The sequence below is a fragment of the Adhaeretor mobilis genome (assembly GCF_007741515.1).
Taxonomy (GTDB): Bacteria; Planctomycetota; Planctomycetia; order Pirellulales; family Lacipirellulaceae; genus Adhaeretor; species Adhaeretor mobilis.
Genome location: NZ_CP036263.1, coordinates 4,919,514 through 4,935,485, shown reverse-complemented (window position 1 = coordinate 4,935,485; position 15,972 = coordinate 4,919,514). Strand labels below are relative to the sequence as shown.

The 15,972-nt window shown below is 54.7% G+C and carries 16 protein-coding genes and 1 tRNA gene; 5 read left to right on the top strand and 12 right to left on the bottom strand.

Translation table 11 applies throughout. From position 1 onward, the window contains the following. Window positions 1-56: 56 nt before the first annotated feature. Together HG15A2_RS19495 and HG15A2_RS19490 are read right to left on the bottom strand one after the other, a co-directional pair. Window positions 57-1,148, bottom strand: a complete 1,092-nt coding sequence (locus HG15A2_RS19495; protein ID WP_145062475.1) for an acyl-CoA dehydrogenase family protein — start codon at window positions 1,146-1,148, stop codon at window positions 57-59. A 171-nt stretch (window positions 1,149-1,319) separates the two neighbouring features. Beyond that, window positions 1,320-1,682 (bottom strand): Rieske (2Fe-2S) protein, encoded by a 363-nt coding sequence (locus HG15A2_RS19490; protein ID WP_145062473.1) that lies wholly within the window; start codon window positions 1,680-1,682, stop codon window positions 1,320-1,322. A 122-nt stretch (window positions 1,683-1,804) separates the two neighbouring features. Here HG15A2_RS19490 and HG15A2_RS19485 point away from each other — a divergent pair, with 122 nt between their 5' ends. The 4 genes from HG15A2_RS19485 (at window position 1,805) to HG15A2_RS19470 (ending at window position 5,629) form a co-directional block, all read left to right on the top strand. Continuing rightward, window positions 1,805-2,140 carry a MazG nucleotide pyrophosphohydrolase domain-containing protein gene (locus HG15A2_RS19485; protein WP_145062471.1) on the top strand — a complete coding sequence of 112 codons (336 nt, stop codon included), beginning with the start codon at window positions 1,805-1,807 and terminating at the stop codon, window positions 2,138-2,140. Then, the gene (locus HG15A2_RS19480; RefSeq protein WP_145062469.1) at window positions 2,137-4,437 is read left to right on the top strand and encodes a hypothetical protein; all 2,301 of its coding nucleotides are present in this window, start codon (window positions 2,137-2,139) and stop codon (window positions 4,435-4,437) included. Before HG15A2_RS19485 ends, HG15A2_RS19480 begins: the two co-directional genes overlap by 4 nt. 108 nt (window positions 4,438-4,545) lie before the next feature. After that, entirely contained in the window at window positions 4,546-5,487 is a 942-nt protein-coding gene (locus HG15A2_RS19475) for an ABC transporter ATP-binding protein (protein WP_145062467.1), read from the top strand. Between the two features lie 69 nt (window positions 5,488-5,556). Continuing rightward, window positions 5,557-5,629 (top strand) — tRNA-Glu (locus tag HG15A2_RS19470). A 72-nt stretch (window positions 5,630-5,701) separates the two neighbouring features. On the opposite strand, the gene HG15A2_RS24870 is transcribed toward HG15A2_RS19470, so the two are convergent. From HG15A2_RS24870 to HG15A2_RS19420, 10 genes are all read right to left on the bottom strand, one after another. After that, on the bottom strand, window positions 5,702-6,214 hold the full coding sequence (locus HG15A2_RS24870) for an ISAs1 family transposase (RefSeq protein WP_145057890.1): 513 nt from the start codon (window positions 6,212-6,214) through the stop codon (window positions 5,702-5,704). Then, a complete protein-coding gene (locus tag HG15A2_RS24865; protein ID WP_218931927.1) occupies window positions 6,174-6,845 on the bottom strand; it encodes an ISAs1 family transposase in 672 nt (223 codons plus the stop codon). The genes HG15A2_RS24870 and HG15A2_RS24865 overlap by 41 nt, the downstream gene beginning before the upstream one ends. Before the next feature lie 107 nt (window positions 6,846-6,952). Continuing rightward, entirely contained in the window at window positions 6,953-7,954 is a 1,002-nt protein-coding gene (locus HG15A2_RS19455; RefSeq protein WP_218932108.1) for a hypothetical protein, read from the bottom strand. 45 nt (window positions 7,955-7,999) lie between these two features. Then, window positions 8,000-8,467 carry a hypothetical protein gene (locus HG15A2_RS19450; protein WP_145062462.1) on the bottom strand — a complete coding sequence of 156 codons (468 nt, stop codon included), beginning with the start codon at window positions 8,465-8,467 and terminating at the stop codon, window positions 8,000-8,002. 568 nt (window positions 8,468-9,035) lie between these two features. Next, window positions 9,036-9,296, bottom strand: a complete 261-nt coding sequence (locus tag HG15A2_RS24255) for an anti-sigma factor family protein (protein WP_218932107.1) — start codon at window positions 9,294-9,296, stop codon at window positions 9,036-9,038. A 16-nt stretch (window positions 9,297-9,312) separates the two neighbouring features. After that, window positions 9,313-10,062 (bottom strand): sigma-70 family RNA polymerase sigma factor, encoded by a 750-nt coding sequence (locus HG15A2_RS19440; RefSeq protein WP_145062460.1) that lies wholly within the window; start codon window positions 10,060-10,062, stop codon window positions 9,313-9,315. Between the two features lie 102 nt (window positions 10,063-10,164). Further along, window positions 10,165-11,217, bottom strand: a complete 1,053-nt coding sequence (arsS, locus tag HG15A2_RS19435) for an arsenosugar biosynthesis radical SAM (seleno)protein ArsS (RefSeq protein WP_145062458.1) — start codon at window positions 11,215-11,217, stop codon at window positions 10,165-10,167. After that, window positions 11,162-11,986: a TIGR04283 family arsenosugar biosynthesis glycosyltransferase gene (locus HG15A2_RS19430; RefSeq protein WP_145062456.1), complete on the bottom strand. Its 825-nt coding sequence runs from the start codon at window positions 11,984-11,986 to the stop codon at window positions 11,162-11,164. Before HG15A2_RS19430 ends, arsS begins: the two co-directional genes overlap by 56 nt. After that, a complete protein-coding gene (locus HG15A2_RS19425; RefSeq protein ID WP_145062454.1) occupies window positions 11,977-13,140 on the bottom strand; it encodes a methyltransferase domain-containing protein in 1,164 nt (387 codons plus the stop codon). The genes HG15A2_RS19430 and HG15A2_RS19425 overlap by 10 nt, the downstream gene beginning before the upstream one ends. Window positions 13,141-13,302: 162 nt before the next feature. After that, window positions 13,303-14,148: a DUF547 domain-containing protein gene (locus HG15A2_RS19420; RefSeq protein WP_145062452.1), complete on the bottom strand. Its 846-nt coding sequence runs from the start codon at window positions 14,146-14,148 to the stop codon at window positions 13,303-13,305. A 674-nt stretch (window positions 14,149-14,822) separates the two neighbouring features. Here HG15A2_RS19420 and HG15A2_RS19415 point away from each other — a divergent pair. After that, window positions 14,823-15,935: an inorganic phosphate transporter gene (locus HG15A2_RS19415; protein WP_145062450.1), complete on the top strand. Its 1,113-nt coding sequence runs from the start codon at window positions 14,823-14,825 to the stop codon at window positions 15,933-15,935. The last annotated feature ends 37 nt before the right edge of the window (window positions 15,936-15,972 follow it).

Here is a 15,972-nt window from a genome sequence, read left to right as displayed (position 1 = left end):
ACAGAGCGGCTGAAATTGCATTCCCACGCAGGAGCGTGGGAACGAGGCAGGGGAAACTACTCGCTGATGCCCGCCAGTTCGCACAGGTTTGCAGAAACCACTGGCTGCGGGCAGCTCCAGACCAGGAAGAAAAGCGCCTCGCGGCACCAGCGCCCCACCGGATGGCCGGCCACGTAGCCTGCGCCCTTGGCGGCGGCCAGTGCTGCTTGGGTACTACGCAAGACGAGGCTGTTGACGTTGGTGCGGAGCTGCTCGCTGGAGCAGGTAGGTGCCCCCTCGATAGCGGAGAGTAGAGCGGCGCGAGTTTGCTCCCAGTCCCGCTCGAGCGCATCCGAGGGAGTGAACAGTTCTTCTCGCTTATCGGATTCACCACGAATGAAATCCAAGGCTGCCCGCGATAACCCGAGTGCAAGCGTCGAAGTTTGCAAACCGCCCGTAGTACCGCCCGTGCCTTGAGTCATGACTTTCGCCACTGGCCCGGCTAGCAGATAGCGATCGTCGACGATCACGTTGTCGAGCTTCACTTGTCCCGTATGGCTGGCAGTGAGCCCCACGAGTTGCGTATGCGGTGGGCAGGTCACGCCCGGCAAGTCCGTCGGCAGCACGATCAGTATTTGCTCATCGCATGTCGCTTCTCTCTCAACCACTTGCGCGCCGATAACGATATGCTCCGCATGCGGCCCGCCAGTGACCCAGGGGCTCATGCCATTGAGCACGAAACCGTCCTCGGTGCGTTCGGCCCGCAACAACGGCGTCTTCAAATGACGCCCACTGGTTGTAAGATGCGAGACACCCACGGTTGCGAAGGAATCCCCGCGCGCGAGCGCCGGCAAAAGTTCTGGCTTTAGCGATTCGTTCGCTGAGGTATCAATACGCCGACAAGCCCCTGTGCGTTGCGTGAGAATAAACGTAGTGGTCAGGCACGCCGCACTGAGGGCCAAGTACCCGCGAGTGCTCATCAACGGATCCCAGGCCTGTCCGCCGTACTCCTCGCCGACAAACCACTCGAACACGCCGTACTCGCCACAAAGCCGAAGCTGCTCGGCCGGCCACCGGCCTGAGAGGTCGAGCTCGCTGGACAGCGCAGCAAGACGCTCGCAGAGTTCGGCAAGAGCCGGGTCGTCGGGAGTGGTGATTTTGGTGGGCATAGGTGATTGGGAAGGTCAACTTGATGTGCATCACATTCTAACCACAAATAGCCAGCAGGGGCAGCGGCAGCTATGAAATGAACCACCGACTTCATGAAGCAACGATGAAAACCGACCGGTCCCGCCCCAACGGATGCCCTCCTTCAATGAGGAGAACCGAGGCGCAATAAGCTACGCCTCGCCCTCAAGGAGATCGTCCTCACTCGCATCTTTCGCAATCGGCACAACCCGCACTTGCACTTCGTCACCTGACACGCGCACTTCGAACCGATCGATTTTCAGTCGCGGATTATCGAGCCAGCGTCCATCGCACACGTTGAACGACCAGGCGTGCCAGGGGCACATGACGCAACCCTCCTCATCCAATTGGCCTGCCCCCAGCGAGGCTCCCATGTGGGGGCATAGGTCGTCGATTGCGAAGAACTCACCCTTCAAATTAAACACCGCCACTAGGCGTTCGCCCACATGAAAGGTGCCCCCCTCGCCCGGTGGTAAGGCGTCCGTCTTCGTCACCGTTACAAAATCGTCGCTCATGCAAGCCAGTTTAGCACACTGGTCGCACGCCCTGAACGCGACTATTCTAGAGGTAGCGGACCATCCCCCTAACGGTCCGCACAGCCGGTCCGCATAGCGGACCCTACAAACGACTCCTCGCCATGACCGACACAACCACCGAAATCTCTCTACGCGATTTTCAGCAACTTATCCGTGGCATGTACCACGAGAAAGACGTAGCCCGCGGCATCGATGGCACGTTTATGTGGTTGATGGAAGAAATCGGCGAGCTGGCCTCCGCGCTCCGCGAAGGCACGCCCGAAGCGGGGCCATCCGAGAACTTGGCCGCCGAGTTCGCCGATGTGCTGGCTTGGCTTACTACGATCGCCAATGTAGCCGAGGTGGATCTCTCCGCTGCAGTTACTGACAAGTATGGTAAAGGCTGCCCCGGCTGCGGCCGACTCGCCTGCTCCTGCGACGACGCGGAGAAACCGTGATCGCACCGAACAGACATTCCGCTACTCGCCTTCGCTTCGCATTTACGTGTGCCGTTGTACTTACCGGCTTGGCGATTCCGCAATCCACAGCCCAAGACTCCAACAAGACAAGAATTACCAACATCCGCCTTGGCTTCGACGGCACCTACAAAGTCGGTTGTTGGACCCAGCTGGAAGTGACCCTTCAGGGCGGCTCTGAAAAAGCAACCGGCCTGGTAAGTGTCACGATGCCCGACTCAGACGGCGTGCCGGTTACCTACGTGTCGCCGCCGGAGCGAATGGTCGCCATTCTCCCCGGCACTGCTACCAAGGCACGCCTGATGGTTCGCCCAGGTCAAAGTAGCGCCGGGGTGAAGGTCTCACTCATTTCCGTTGAAGGCAGGTCACTGGCGACACGTAAATTTGAGAGCGGCTACGAAAGCAGCCCCGGAGTCATTCGCCATGGATTGGCGTCTACCAACCGACTGGTCGTTGCGCTCGGCAAGCCGGTTGGCTTAGGCGCGTTGGTACGTACCCAGAACAACGAATTCGAAAATACGGCAACGCGATTGGTACGAGTCGATGGGCTCGCGAGTTTGCCGCTCGACTGGCAAGGCTACGAGGGGGTCAGCGCCGTTGTCCTTTCTTCTGCCGATCCGAGCGTCTACCGAGCCCTGCGAGCCAACTCACCAAGGGTGATGGCACTGAAGCGCTGGGTCGAACTGGGCGGCAGCCTTGTCCTGTTCTGCGGCTCCGAGGCTGAAGAGCTACTCGGCCCGGACGGACCGCTCGAAGCGTTTGCCCCCGGCGAGTTTGTCGGCATGGTACCGTTGCGCGACTCAGCAAAGATCCAACGATTGGCCAGCGTTGAGGATTCCATCAATCGAGGACGTATCGATTTGCGAATCCCGCAGTTTGATATCGTCACAGGCGAGATCCTTGCTTCTGCGGGCAACTCCTCGACAGACCTGCCACTGGCGGTTCGCACGCGTGTAGGGCTGGGCGAAATCACTTTCATCGGACTCGATCCCGATCAGGCTCCTCTGGCCGATTGGTCGGGCCGCACCGAGCTCCTGCGCACCGCGCTCGACTGGCCCGTCGTCGAAACAGACAAACAACAGGACGCCAACGCCTACAATTACAGCGGCACGCCTGATCTTATCAATCAGTTGAGCAATGCACTGGGGGCAAAGTTTGAAGGCGTTACGCCGGTTCCCTTTGGGATCGTGGCGCTACTCGTACTCATTTACATCGGTCTGATTGGCCCGGGCGACTACTTCTTCGTAAAGCGTGTGCTCAAACGCATGGAGCTCACCTGGATCACCTTCCCACTAATCGTGGTATTGGTTTCCCTCGGTGCGTACTGGCTGGCCTACTATCTTAAGGGCGATCAGCTGCGCGTGAACCAGGTGGAAATCGTTGACGTCGATATGTCCACCGGCAACGCCCGTGGCACCGTATGGACTAACTTCTTCAGCCCGCGCGCGAAGAGTTACCAGCTCTCGCTGCAGCCACGCTTCGGCGGCCAGGACGTCGCCACCACCGCAGGGTCTTCAAATCCAAAGTCTTCGAACTCAGTGCCGCTGACCGCTTGGCTTGGCATGCCCGGCACTGGACTCGGCGGCATGCAGGGCGGAGTAGGGCAGACTACGATGTTCGACCGCGGCTACGCGATCTCTCCGCAACTCAACATGATGAACGGCTTACCCGTGCAGGAGTGGTCGACCAAAACTATCACTGCGCGCTGGACTGGGCAGCTTGACGACGCAATCGACGCGCGGCTCAACGTCGATGACGACGGCATCGTGAGTGGCCGCATCGAAAATACCTCCGGCATCAATTTTACCGACTGCCTACTTCTACATAGTAATTGGGCCTATCGCCTAAAACCAATCGGCAATGGCGCGAGTGCGAAGATCGACTCCGCGATTCAACCCCGCTCGATCAAAACCATGCTAACCAACGCTGCCGCTGGCGAGGACACCGTGTATAACGTCACGGCTGATGGCTCAGTGCCATACGTGCAGTGGAATGAGGACGTCGTGCGCACGCTCAAAGTGATGATGTTCTACGAAGCGGCCGGCGGCAGTGCCTACGCACCCACAGTGAACCGTTACCAACATTTTATCGAGCTAAGCCACCTGCTAGACGGCCAGCAAGCCATTCTGCTCGCGCGAGCCAAGGACGACGAAGGCAGCCAGTGGATGGATGGCGACAATGCTGAAACCGCCCAACCCCTCGCCAGCGACCAAGACCGCCGTTGGATTTACTACCGATTTGTGATTCCATTAAAAAAGTTAGAAGTGCTGGGCCCGTAGGGTCCGCTGTGCGGACCATAAAGTCCAGGCAAGATTCCACTCACTAAGTCGCAACAAAGTACTCGGTCCGCACAGCGGACCCTACACTCTCAACTCGTATCGCAAAAAATGATCGAAGTCCGCGACCTTACAAAAAAATATGGCGATCTATTCGCCATCCATAAAATCGATCTTAAGCTCGAAGCGGGCGATGTGTTCGGTTTCATCGGCCCCAACGGTGCTGGCAAGACCACAACTATGCGCATCCTCGCCACGCTGCTCAACCCCACCTGGGGCGAGGCGTACGTCGGCGGGTATTCCATTTACACCAAGCCGAAAGAAATCCGCCGCATCATCGGCTACATGCCCGACTTCTTCGGCGTGTACGACAATATGAAGGTCATTGAGTACCTTGAGTTCTTCGCGGCCGCCTACCGCATCAAAGGCCCCGCGCGGCGGAAAATCTGCGACGAAGTGCTTGAACTGGTCGACCTCGGCTACAAACGCGAAGCGCTCGTAACCAGCCTTTCCCGCGGCATGACTCAACGCTTGGGTCTCGCGCGCGTGTTGCTGCACGACCCGCAGGTGTTGCTGCTCGACGAGCCTGCTTCCGGGCTCGATCCCCGCGCCCGCATCGAAATCCGCGGCCTGCTCAAAGAGCTGCGCAATATGGGCAAAACCATCATGGTCAGTAGTCACATTCTCCCCGAGCTGGCCGATATCTGCAACAAGATCGGCATTATCGAGAAGGGCGAGTTGAAAGTGAACGACTCCGTGGCTGACGTCATGAAAAAAGTCCGCCAGCAAATGGTCCTCCGTATCAATGTGGTGAACGATGCTACCGCCAACCAACGCGAAGCGGCAGCCAAGCAGTTAGAAGATCACCCCATCGTGGAGCATGTGGAAGTCACCCCCGACGACCTCCGCGTCACCCTCGTCGTCGGCGACCACGACGTCAGCGTGCTCGCCAAACTACTCCTCGACGCCGGCCACGGCTTAACACGCCTGACCGAGGAGCAAATCGACCTCGAAACGGCGTTTATGACGCTCACCAAGGGTATTACCAGCTGACCCTACATGATTTCTTCCGCCGATTTACAACCTACCCGCCGGACCGTAGAATCTAAGGCCCCACTTCACGCCCCGTTCGTCTAGTGGCCCAGGACACCGCCCTCTCACGGCGGAGACAGGGGTTCGACTCCCCTACGGGGTACTGTACGTTTGTGCACTGGGTGGCTCTCAGTCGCACAACCCTGCAATTCTGGAGCTTCTTGCCAAGGGCGATTCAAAGTTTCATGATACCCAGCTTGGCGAATAGCTTATCGACTCGGTAAGCGTTTTCTCTGATAGCACCGATGAGGCTGGGGACTTTGGCTAAACGGAGCAGATTGATAGCCGCATTGCGGAAGCAGGCTAAGTTTTGGCTTCCACGGTGATGACGGACCCCACAACGGTCTTCTTGCCAGAGGACATCACGAACCCAGTGCAAACGGTTTTCAATGCCCCAATGGCTACGCCAGATCTCAAGCAGCTTCTCCGCATCGGCACGCTGCGGAGAGAGACTGGTGATGGCATACTGGACCTCGGTGATCGTCTCGTTGTTGCGACGACTCGTACGCTCTAAGCGAATCACCTGCCGAAGTCCGGGCCAGCGAGAGAGGTGCGGAACGATCCGCGTGCTGGCCTGAAGATGCCGCGTGATAACGCGACCATGCTCTTTGGTGTGCGTCCGGACCTCGGTTTGGAACGCCTCTTTTTTATGCTGACTGGCGGGGGGAAAAGGCCGGTAAGAAATCACCGGCGATGTCTTCTTCTAAGTTTCCCTGATTGCCTTTTACGACAATCAGGAAGTCACCGCCCGAATCGGTAATGGTCCTACAAATCTCGGTCTGTGCGAACATCGCGTCTCCGGTCACCACACGTCCTTCCAAGACAAGCGTCTGGAGAATTTCGGGGGCGGTCTTAATCTCGTTCGTCTTTCCCGAGACAGGCATTTGGCTGAGTACGCAGCCGGTCTGCTGATCAAACAGGCTCAAGAGATGGACCGACTTGCCGTACCGATCCAGGGTCTTACAAAGCGTCTTTCCATCAATGGCTAGGCAGGCCATTGCTTGGGGGTCGACTTCTGCGTGAGGAGTGATCCAAGCACGCAAGGCTTGTTCGAGTTGCTCCGGGTCCATCATGTTCAGTAAGTAACGAAACGCGCCTTCTTTGGGCGGCGTGCGAAAGTACCCCAGCAGATACCAAACGCTCTTCTCTTGAGCGTGAATCCACTGGGCAATGGCTTCATAGCCTCGCGCACCGCACAATACGGCACAGGCAACGGTGGCCAGCATGGCCTGCAATGAGTGGCGCCTTCCTTTAGCCCCACGCGGGTCGGGAATCTGCTGCAAGTGAGCTAGCAGACTCTCCGCGTGAGCGGCATTCACAGTAAAACCTCCTGAAATTAAGGACGAAACGTTAGTTGCTCTAAAACACGTACGCAACCTGATCTACACAGGTTCATTCTTTGCGTAGCCCTGGTTGTTGTTACCTATTACTTGCCAATGGTTGTTCGCATCAGCACAAGATTGTCATGCACCAGACTCGATGACCATATGAATTGCGCATCGGTTTTAGAGTCGTCGAACAGGTCGGTGAAGTTGGTGTACGCCGGTTTGTTGTCGACGCCGACAAACTCGTTAGTGAAGGTCTTAGCGTTAGGCCAGTCGCTATCGTCGAAGTCGGCTGCGGCCCAGTTTTCGGGGATCGGCCAGTGAGCTGCGAAGTAAGAGGTTCCGTCTGCGGCGTCCTCCGTGCTGCATCTCGAACTGTCACGGATGCCACCCTTGAGCACCAGGCATTTCTTCGTCTTCAGCGGCGCCGTGTAAAACGTTTGGGCCTTCCAGTTCGCATCGGTTATCGCAACCGTTTCGCCTGTTGTGTTTTTGATTACCGCCACCAAACCGGCGTCACCTTGATGAAACGACGCACCGCGGAATTTCTCGAAGCCCAGTCCAAGACGCTCTTCCCAATCGACTCCCATGATCCCAACCGTGAACGGGCGGTTCGCTTTGAAACGGATGACGCTGCTGTTGAATGGCGTCATCGGAACGGCATCGACCGCCAACAGTTTGCCGTTCACGTAGAACTCGAAATAGTTGTCACCAAAGACGTAAACCGTGAATATTTCGTCGCCGCCTGCGTCGAGTAACGGAATCGCTTCCAGATCAACGTCGGCAATTCCGTCTGGCTCAACCCCATTGGCTTCGTTGTACAGGTCTGCCGCTTTTGTTGCCGATTTGAAATGCGTCTTGGCAGGCACCGTCCATTCAGCGCCATCTGCCGACTTTATCGTTCCAACATTAGCCGTGCGTGGATTGTTTCCCGTCCATTGGTAGAGCTTGGTGATATCTGTTTGTGCTTCACCTTGGGTAAACGAAGGTTGCTGATCTGACTTCACATTCGATTGTTGCGCGTCAGCTATCGAATGGACTGCAGCGCAGATGGCGAGCAGAGTTGCGGTTGAAGTTAGAGCGCCAATACGATTACGGTTCATGGTTTCTCCGAGTTGACAAAAGATTGTATGACATGGGAATTCATGCTATTGCTCAGCGTTCTTCACCCGTTCGCGAAACCCATCAACTGTCCAGACGTCCCACTTGCGGAGTAACCAAAGTCCGACACAGGCCGCAAGCATCGGGAATGCGGCAAAGAAGAGGAGATTTGGTTTCTCCCAAGGATTCAAATATTGCGGGTAGCAACTAGCGGTCGAAATTGCATGTAGTACCGTTATCAACCCATATGAAACTGTGCGAATCGTTCCGGTCGCAAAAGCCAAGACCAAGATCATTTGAGCGGCACCGATTCCGACCATCAGAGCCGAGCCAAGTCCGGGCATTTGATAGTATCGCTCGAAGATACCGGCGGCATGCTCCGGGTTCATCAGCTTATCGAGCGTCCACATGAAGAAAACAAGTGCCACCCCGAGACGTAAAAGTAATAGTGTGGTTGCCAATGGCTTCTCGAGTCCGCTGCCAGTCGAAGCAAGCTGCTTTGATTGATCGTTCATATTGAAATTCCGTTACGCCTTTCGGATTGGGTAAGTGTTGGATGCGAACATGCCGACGCAAAGCCCTTACCAAACGTTGAATTCGGGGCACGTCATTTTTTTCGCGGCAACGACTAGAAAGTACCTGCCAGCGGTGCTCACTTCAAGCAAGCGGCCGCCCATCTCTAACCAGCCGCTCACGATTTCATGGGCAAAACCGCACAGTTGCGCCGGCGGTTGGCTCAATGTTTGGTCAGGAATGGTAAGTCTTCGATTTGCTTGAGCTGGTTTCGTGGTGAGATTGTGTGCCACTACCCTGCGCCTACCTGACACATGTGGCACACCTATTGCGCATCGCCGAGCGCGAGTCCAGAAACGCGTCCCCAAAGGGCGGATCTTTCTCGCCAACACTGAGCGAGAAAGGCTTTTGAAGTCGACGGAAGCCGCCGGGGCAGGTGTCCTGAAGTTATTGACCATTACGCATCCTCGAACTTTCAGCAATGACAGGAGACCAAAAAGCCGAGGCAAGAAGCCTGCGAAGAAGTTGGGTTGGAAAGGAACGCACGATGCGAACGCCACATCAAAGAAGCTAGCCTTGGTGTGATTCCAGCAGTCGCTTCATACGATTGCGAGCTTCGATTGGCAACTGCTCAGCGGAGTCGCCCGTCTCGTCTTCGATTCGTTTCGCTTGGCGCCGTGTTTCCTCGTGAATATGAATGAGATCCTTCCGAAAACGCCAACACATGCCACACATGCCAATATGCATCCACAAACCTACGCGCTGCCGCCAAGTCAACTCACGGTCGAGTGATTCAGAGACGAGTTTCGTGATTTCTTTACAGCTGAGCATCGTTGGTATCGCTAGGTTAACTTGCGTCCTGTAGCCAGCGGGTTTTCATGCACATCGACAACTTCAAACGCGCTCGATGGAGAATTACCCATAGGTTTGACGCGGTGACTTCTAATTCCTTACAAATCTCTTCTGTGTCCAGCTCATCGACCTCTCGTAGAACAAAAACGTCCGCGTGTCGACTGGGGAGCGTATCCAAGCATGTTCGGAGAATACGCCAAAAGTCTTCACTTTCAAGCGAGTCGAGTGGAGCGAAACCGGCGTTTCGGATTTCCTTCCGCCACGATCCGCTGCGGTCGAACAGGGCTTCAGATGGATCTGTGGAATCTTCACTACTTAGAGAGGCAGTTCGATTTCTGGCGCGCACAAGATCGATAATTTTTCGTTTAAGAATACCCAGCAGCCACGCCCGCTCGGACCCCGTCGCGCTATACTGCTCAACGTGTCGCAAGGCGGCAACAAATGACTCCTGTACGACTTCTTCTGCCGCGTCACCGTCGCGAAGTCGCGAGAGTGCATAGCGGTAGAGGAAATCGCCATGCTCAGCAACCCAAGAAGCAGGGCTCAGCTTCCCACCGATCTTATTCGTAAGCTCTTCGATGACGGCATCCTCATGGCGAACTGCGAAAACGTAATGGATGGGTTTCCCTTGCGGACCGATTGCTCCATTGTCGTCCCTGCAATACGCAAGTGTCAATCGCGGCACATGGTGAAAAAGCCAGCCTGAGTGGCTTTGAGTTGGGTCATGAACATTGCCGACTCCCATGTGCCTTGTTTCGTCAAGTTGATCACCGCGGCCATTGGCGGCGGTTTAGAATTGGTATCGAGTTTCAAACGCGTGGGAGCTGTTACGGTTAGAACTAGTTTCTCAGTTGGAAATTGCCCCCTGACAACCTGAGCCAGCGCCGGCGGTACAACCGAAGCAGTGTTGGCTCGTCACAATCTCACGGTGACAAAGAGAATCGTATGCAAACCTATCAATGGTCGATGGATAGCCGTCGCCAACTTCCATATCCAACATTTGATTGAAATCGCAATCGAACAATCGACCGTCCCAGCCGACGGACAGTGTGCTGCGGCACATCAGCCCGCTCAGTGCGGCCGGATTGAACGCTTCGACAAGTATTTGCATGTACTCTTCAAACTGGCTCGTCGCGATCAGATGATCCAAGTATCTGCTAATCGGCATGTTCGTGATAGTGAACAGTTGATTGAAACGGATACCGTAGCGAGCTTCCAGTTCACGGCGATAGGTAGCTTGAAGTTTCTCCTGATTCGGCGGAAGGCTTGGCCCGACCGGGTTATACACCAAAGTCAAGGTGAGACCGCTACCCTCAGTGCCATAACCGAGATGGTTTAACTCTCGCAGCGCTTCGACCGATTTTGCGAATGCCCCGTCGCCACGCTGAGCGTCGGCATTCTCTTCCAAGTAGCAGGGGAGCGAAGCGACGATTTCAACTTGATGCGTGGCAAGAAACTCGGAGAGCCCCTCATACCCTTTGGCCAACAAGATTGTAAGATTGCACCGATCAATCACATGCCGCCCGAGTAAACGAGCCTCTTGCACCATGTGACGAAAATGTGGATTCATTTCTGGCGCCCCGCCTGTCAAATCAACCGTCTTGATTGACGGGTGTCTGCGAAGAACGTCAAGGCATTGGTCAATCGTCTCCTTTTGCATTATTTCACGACGATCCGGTCCGGCGTCAACGTGGCAATGTGAGCAAGTCATGTTGCATAGTTTACCGAGGTTTACCTGCAACACTTCTAACCCACTCGCAACAAGTTTGCCAACTCCTGCGTCCAGAACCCGATCAGAGAAAGTCGGGACTCGGGGGTTTGCGGAAAGAACTTGCAATTGCGTACTAGCGATCGCTAGCGGAGCATTGCGGTGTAGCATTGATGTCTTTGCGGCACTCATTTGGGGTATTCACCTCGCTGGTTAGCATAGTTTCTTGGCAATGTGTAGGATAGAAATGCGCAAGCCGGTTCGGCGATATTCCGAGCTTGCGAAATACAATCAGACACCAGTTACGCAGTGTTTGTCGAATCACGCCTTCTTGTTCCCAGCGTCTTGGGGAAACACAAACTGGGCCAGGCAGAAGCATCACTTTTCCAATCTCGCGAATTGTGCGCATCAGCATCAGATCTTCCATTAAAGCAATTTCGGGGAAACCTCCTGCATTCTCGAACTCGGAGCGACGCACGAAGATCCCTTGATCTCCATAGGGCACTCCCCAAAATCGGGCTCTCAAGGCATTCCCATGCTCCAGTAGCCGATAACGCCAGTTGTCAGAGTTGATTCGCTGGTGAAATGCTCCTGCAATCACATCGGACCTACGTAGTGCCTCACGTATTTGCTGGCCACAAACCGGTGCAAGCCAATTGTCAGCGTGAAGAAATAGAAGCACATCGCCACTCGCATGGGTTGCCCCGTAGTTTTGCTGGGCTCCCCTTCCACGAACACTGCGATACACTTTTGCTCCGGCGGCTTCAGCCGATTGTACGGAACGATCCTGACTGCCTCCGTCCACAACAAGTACTTCGCTAGCTCCCGCTGCCCAAGCTGACCGAACCGAGCGTTCGATGTTGTTTGCCTCGTTCAACATAGGAATGATCACAGAAATGGTCAGTCCTGGGTCGGCCTTCGATTCGATGGACTCCACATAAGGGTCAGTGTCTAGCAACATTCACCCTCATTCCCGTCGCAGTTACTGATTTCTGTGCTTGTCACGCTATAGTCAATTCCTTTTGACTCCCGCGGATGTCGCGATGCGTTACGTTGGCATTGAAACGGCTCAGCTTGTGCTAGTGAGACCTCCTCGTAAGGCTCAATCGGGATGAATAAATCTGCGTAGGGTTGTTCCTGTAGTAGACGGAAGGTCTTGTCACAGACGGCAGCGCGCTGGCCACGGAAAAATACATGACCGTCGTCGTCTTCGATTTTATTGAACGGACCACGGTACATTAACGCCTGGTTGCGTTCGAGACACGGTCCTTGCTTGCCCTTATAGCCGACAACAGTAACTGATCGAAACTCTATGCCCTCCACAGTTTTCCACGGCTCCTGTTCCCGCTTTGCGAAGAACATTCCGTGAAAACCGGCCCTCGCAAATTCAGCGATAAACTCGTCTTCACGCCAAGCACCAGAAATACAGCCAGACCAGAGAGTTGAGTTGGACTTTAGGTGCTCTGGGACATCCTCATCAGAAACAATGTCGCTGATTGCGACTCGTCCACCCGGTTTGAGAACACGAAACATCTCTCGGAATAGTTCCTGTCGGTCTTGGGGACGGACGAGATTGAGCACGCAATTGGAAACAATACAGTCCACGCTATTATTAGGAAGCAACGGTTGCTCGCGGCGCAGGCGTTGCTCAATTTGACGTTGTTCGAGGATGCCATCAACACCCGATTTGGGATTGCGGCTAAGCTCGCTAGAAAGTAGCTGTAGATCGAGCTGCAGATCTTGAATCAATCCACAGCGAAACGACACGTTATCAAATCCAATAGACTTGGCTACCTCCGCCTGATACTTTCTCGCTAACTGTAGCATCTCGGTGTTGCAATCGACTCCAATCACTCGCCCCTGCGCACCAACGACTTGAGCGGCTATGTAGCATAACTTACCGCCCCCCGAGCCAAGGTCCAGCACGGTGTCACCTGATCTCAAGAATGGCGAAGGGTCACCGCATCCATAGTCACGCTGCAGAATCTCGTCAGGAATAGCTTCCAATAGCTCCGTCGGATATTCGACGGGACAGCAAAGGGTCGCTTCCCGTTGCTTGGCCGCAGCCTCATATCGAGTTTTGACAGACTGTTCGTATTGCAATGTCTCGGTCATGTTTTCCCTTTTCCTGAATAGCGTTCCGCGATAGGCGCTCGCTGGTGAACTTTCTCGAAGCGGTCTATTGTGATGAACCGTCTATCACTTTGGTCAATTGAGCTACACAGTGACAATTGCCGTAAGGCTACAATAGTAGGCATCGGGTAGTCGGCTCAGATGTCACTGGCGTTTTGTTTTCTGGTCGTTTAGGCTCCAGTCGTAGTCCAAGTAAGATACGCTAACAGCATTCTTTTGTGCAGCATTCTGCGCTGCCTCTGTCGGAAGATAAGATGAGATGGTCTTAAGCTGGGTGGCTTGGTTGCTACCAAAGTCTTCGCCGAACCAGCTCAAGATGGACGACAGGTAGAACCGCGGCTTTGCGACGTCATAACGAAAATTGCCAGGGTTTGCGAAAAATGCCTGGGTGTTCTTAGCAAGTTGAGCATCTAGGTTTTCAGCCGTGTATGCCTCATTTAACAAGCGGGGGCAGCTGTAGGAGGCGCAAACTATAGCGAAGTGAATACGAGGCTCTTTCATCGTCCGTAGCACCTTGTGCTCCATGTCGTCTAACGAGATAGTGCTGTCGCCGACAGTCAATAAGAGATCGTGCCAGATGTTGTACCCAAACACCTTTGCGGTGTGGTTTCGAATGCTGTCTGTCGGGTATTCTCTCAAGATTCCTTTCACTGTGACGGCATTGTACGCATTGATCCAGAACGCCAGCTGCGACTCACGAGTTGCTCGGGCCTTCCTGCTAGCCTGCGAAAGCGAATTGAGATACACATCAAGACTTTGAGTGTCTTGCGCAGATCCCTTCCAAGCTTGGTAATTTACCTGGCCGTCTGAATCGACGTACTTTTGTAGCAGTTGATGCCAGATGCGATGGTCGACCTGGTCCATCGAAACCTGCTGGCTTTCTGGAAATTTCCTGCCAACATGGACCTTCGAGCCGGCAGACGCGCTGGGTGCGAGGCAGCCCAGCAGGAGAACAACGCCAGATGTCAAAGTAAAGAAATTGCGGATCATGCGATAGAATCCTTTCGATTAACAATGGCCAAGTGGGTGAAAGTTACTGCCTCGATGGCCCTGACCAATGGCCCCTGCAACGTGCGAGGCAACGCGCCCATCGTTTCAATGGGTAAATGACGGTGGCACGCTGAATTCCTTACGGGCATTTCAAGAAAAGTTTTGTCAGACCGAAAAAAAACGCTCTGAGATGTCGATCATCGACCTACTGCTAGCTTGTACCGAGGCCGCGAGAATACGCCATTCCTGCCAGGCAAATCTTGTGGGACTCACACTTAGCAGGTCCAGATTTTTTGAAGTCGGGGGTCTCCGTACGTTTTCTCGTACTTTGCGCAATTTTCTGCTGATCTCGTGTAAGGAAAGGACGTCCGACACCGTCGTTACCGAATTGGTAGTTTATCCACTCGGCAAGAGAGGCAACGGCAAGAATTTTACGAAACGACGGCTAGTCAACGATCGAGTACGCAAAGGCGACTTCCGGAAGTGGGGGCGATACTTGGGCGAGCGGTCATCGACCACGGTCCGTGAGGACTTAAGCGTCTCCGGCGAAGCGTGGAATTACATTAGCCAGGATGCCGCGTGTAACCGGAGCTGCCAGAACGTTCGGTATCAACACGAGTAGCGACTGCGGTTTGCTCCCTGCACCACAAGCATTTAGAAATACGAGCTCGAGTATGATCTTTTTTGCCATCATTTTTGCTGGACTATGCGTCGCCTACGCGAACGGTGCTAACGACAATTTCAAAGGGGTCGCAACACTATTTGGCAGTGGCACGACGAGCTTCAGGACTGCGCTGATCTGGGCGACAGGAACAACTTTCCTCGGCTCGCTGACGGCATACCTACTTGCCGGAAACCTTATCCAAAGTTTCAGCGGCAAGGGCCTTGTAGACGACACGATCGCTACGCAACCCGCCTTTGCTGCCGCCGTTGCGCTGGGAGCGGGACTGACGGTCCTTTTGGCGACCTGGGGTGGTATGCCAATCTCGACCACTCACAGTCTGGTGGGTGCGCTGCTTGGCACCGGTTTGTTCGCCGGCTCGGCTTTGGATATGGGAATTCTTGGGTCCAAATTCCTACTTCCGCTGATCCTTAGTCCCATTCTGGCAATCGCCGCGGCTAGCGTGATTTACCCAGTGTTTCGCTGGAGTCGCCTTCGACTCGGGATCGGTCGCGAACATTGTCTTTGTATTGGCAATGCAACGGTCGAGGTCCTCGCAGACAACCACCATGCGGTGGCGCTGCAACGAGCTGAGAAATTGAGCGCGACGTTAGGTAATACCGTCACGTGCCAAAGTCGATATCAGGGAGCGGTAATGGGAATCTCGGCCGCAGAAACTCTCGATCGTTTACACTTTCTGTCGGCAGGGATGGTTAGTTTTGCCCGAGGGCTCAATGATACGCCCAAAATTGCCGCGATGTTGCTCGTCGCTCCCTTTCTGGGAGTCTCAGCGAGCCTCGTCCTCGTTGGTACCGTGATCGCAATTGGCGGTTTACTAAGTGCTCGTAGAGTCGCTGAGACGATGAGTCATAAAATCACTTCGATGAATCACGGTCAGGGATTTACTGCGAATCTTGTTGCCGGCGCTATTGTGATTGGAGCCAGTCGCTACGGTCTGCCGGTCTCAACAACCCACGTCAGTTGCGGCTCATTGTTCGGAATCGGCGCAACGACAGGCCAAGCACAGAAAACGACCATTCTGAAGATCCTGCTCGCTTGGTTTGTGACGCTGCCAGCTGCGGCTTTATTAGCCGGAGTCAGTTATTGGTTTCTGGCCCAACTATAGCTCGTGGCGTTTATTGAACTTCAACGACAGATTCATT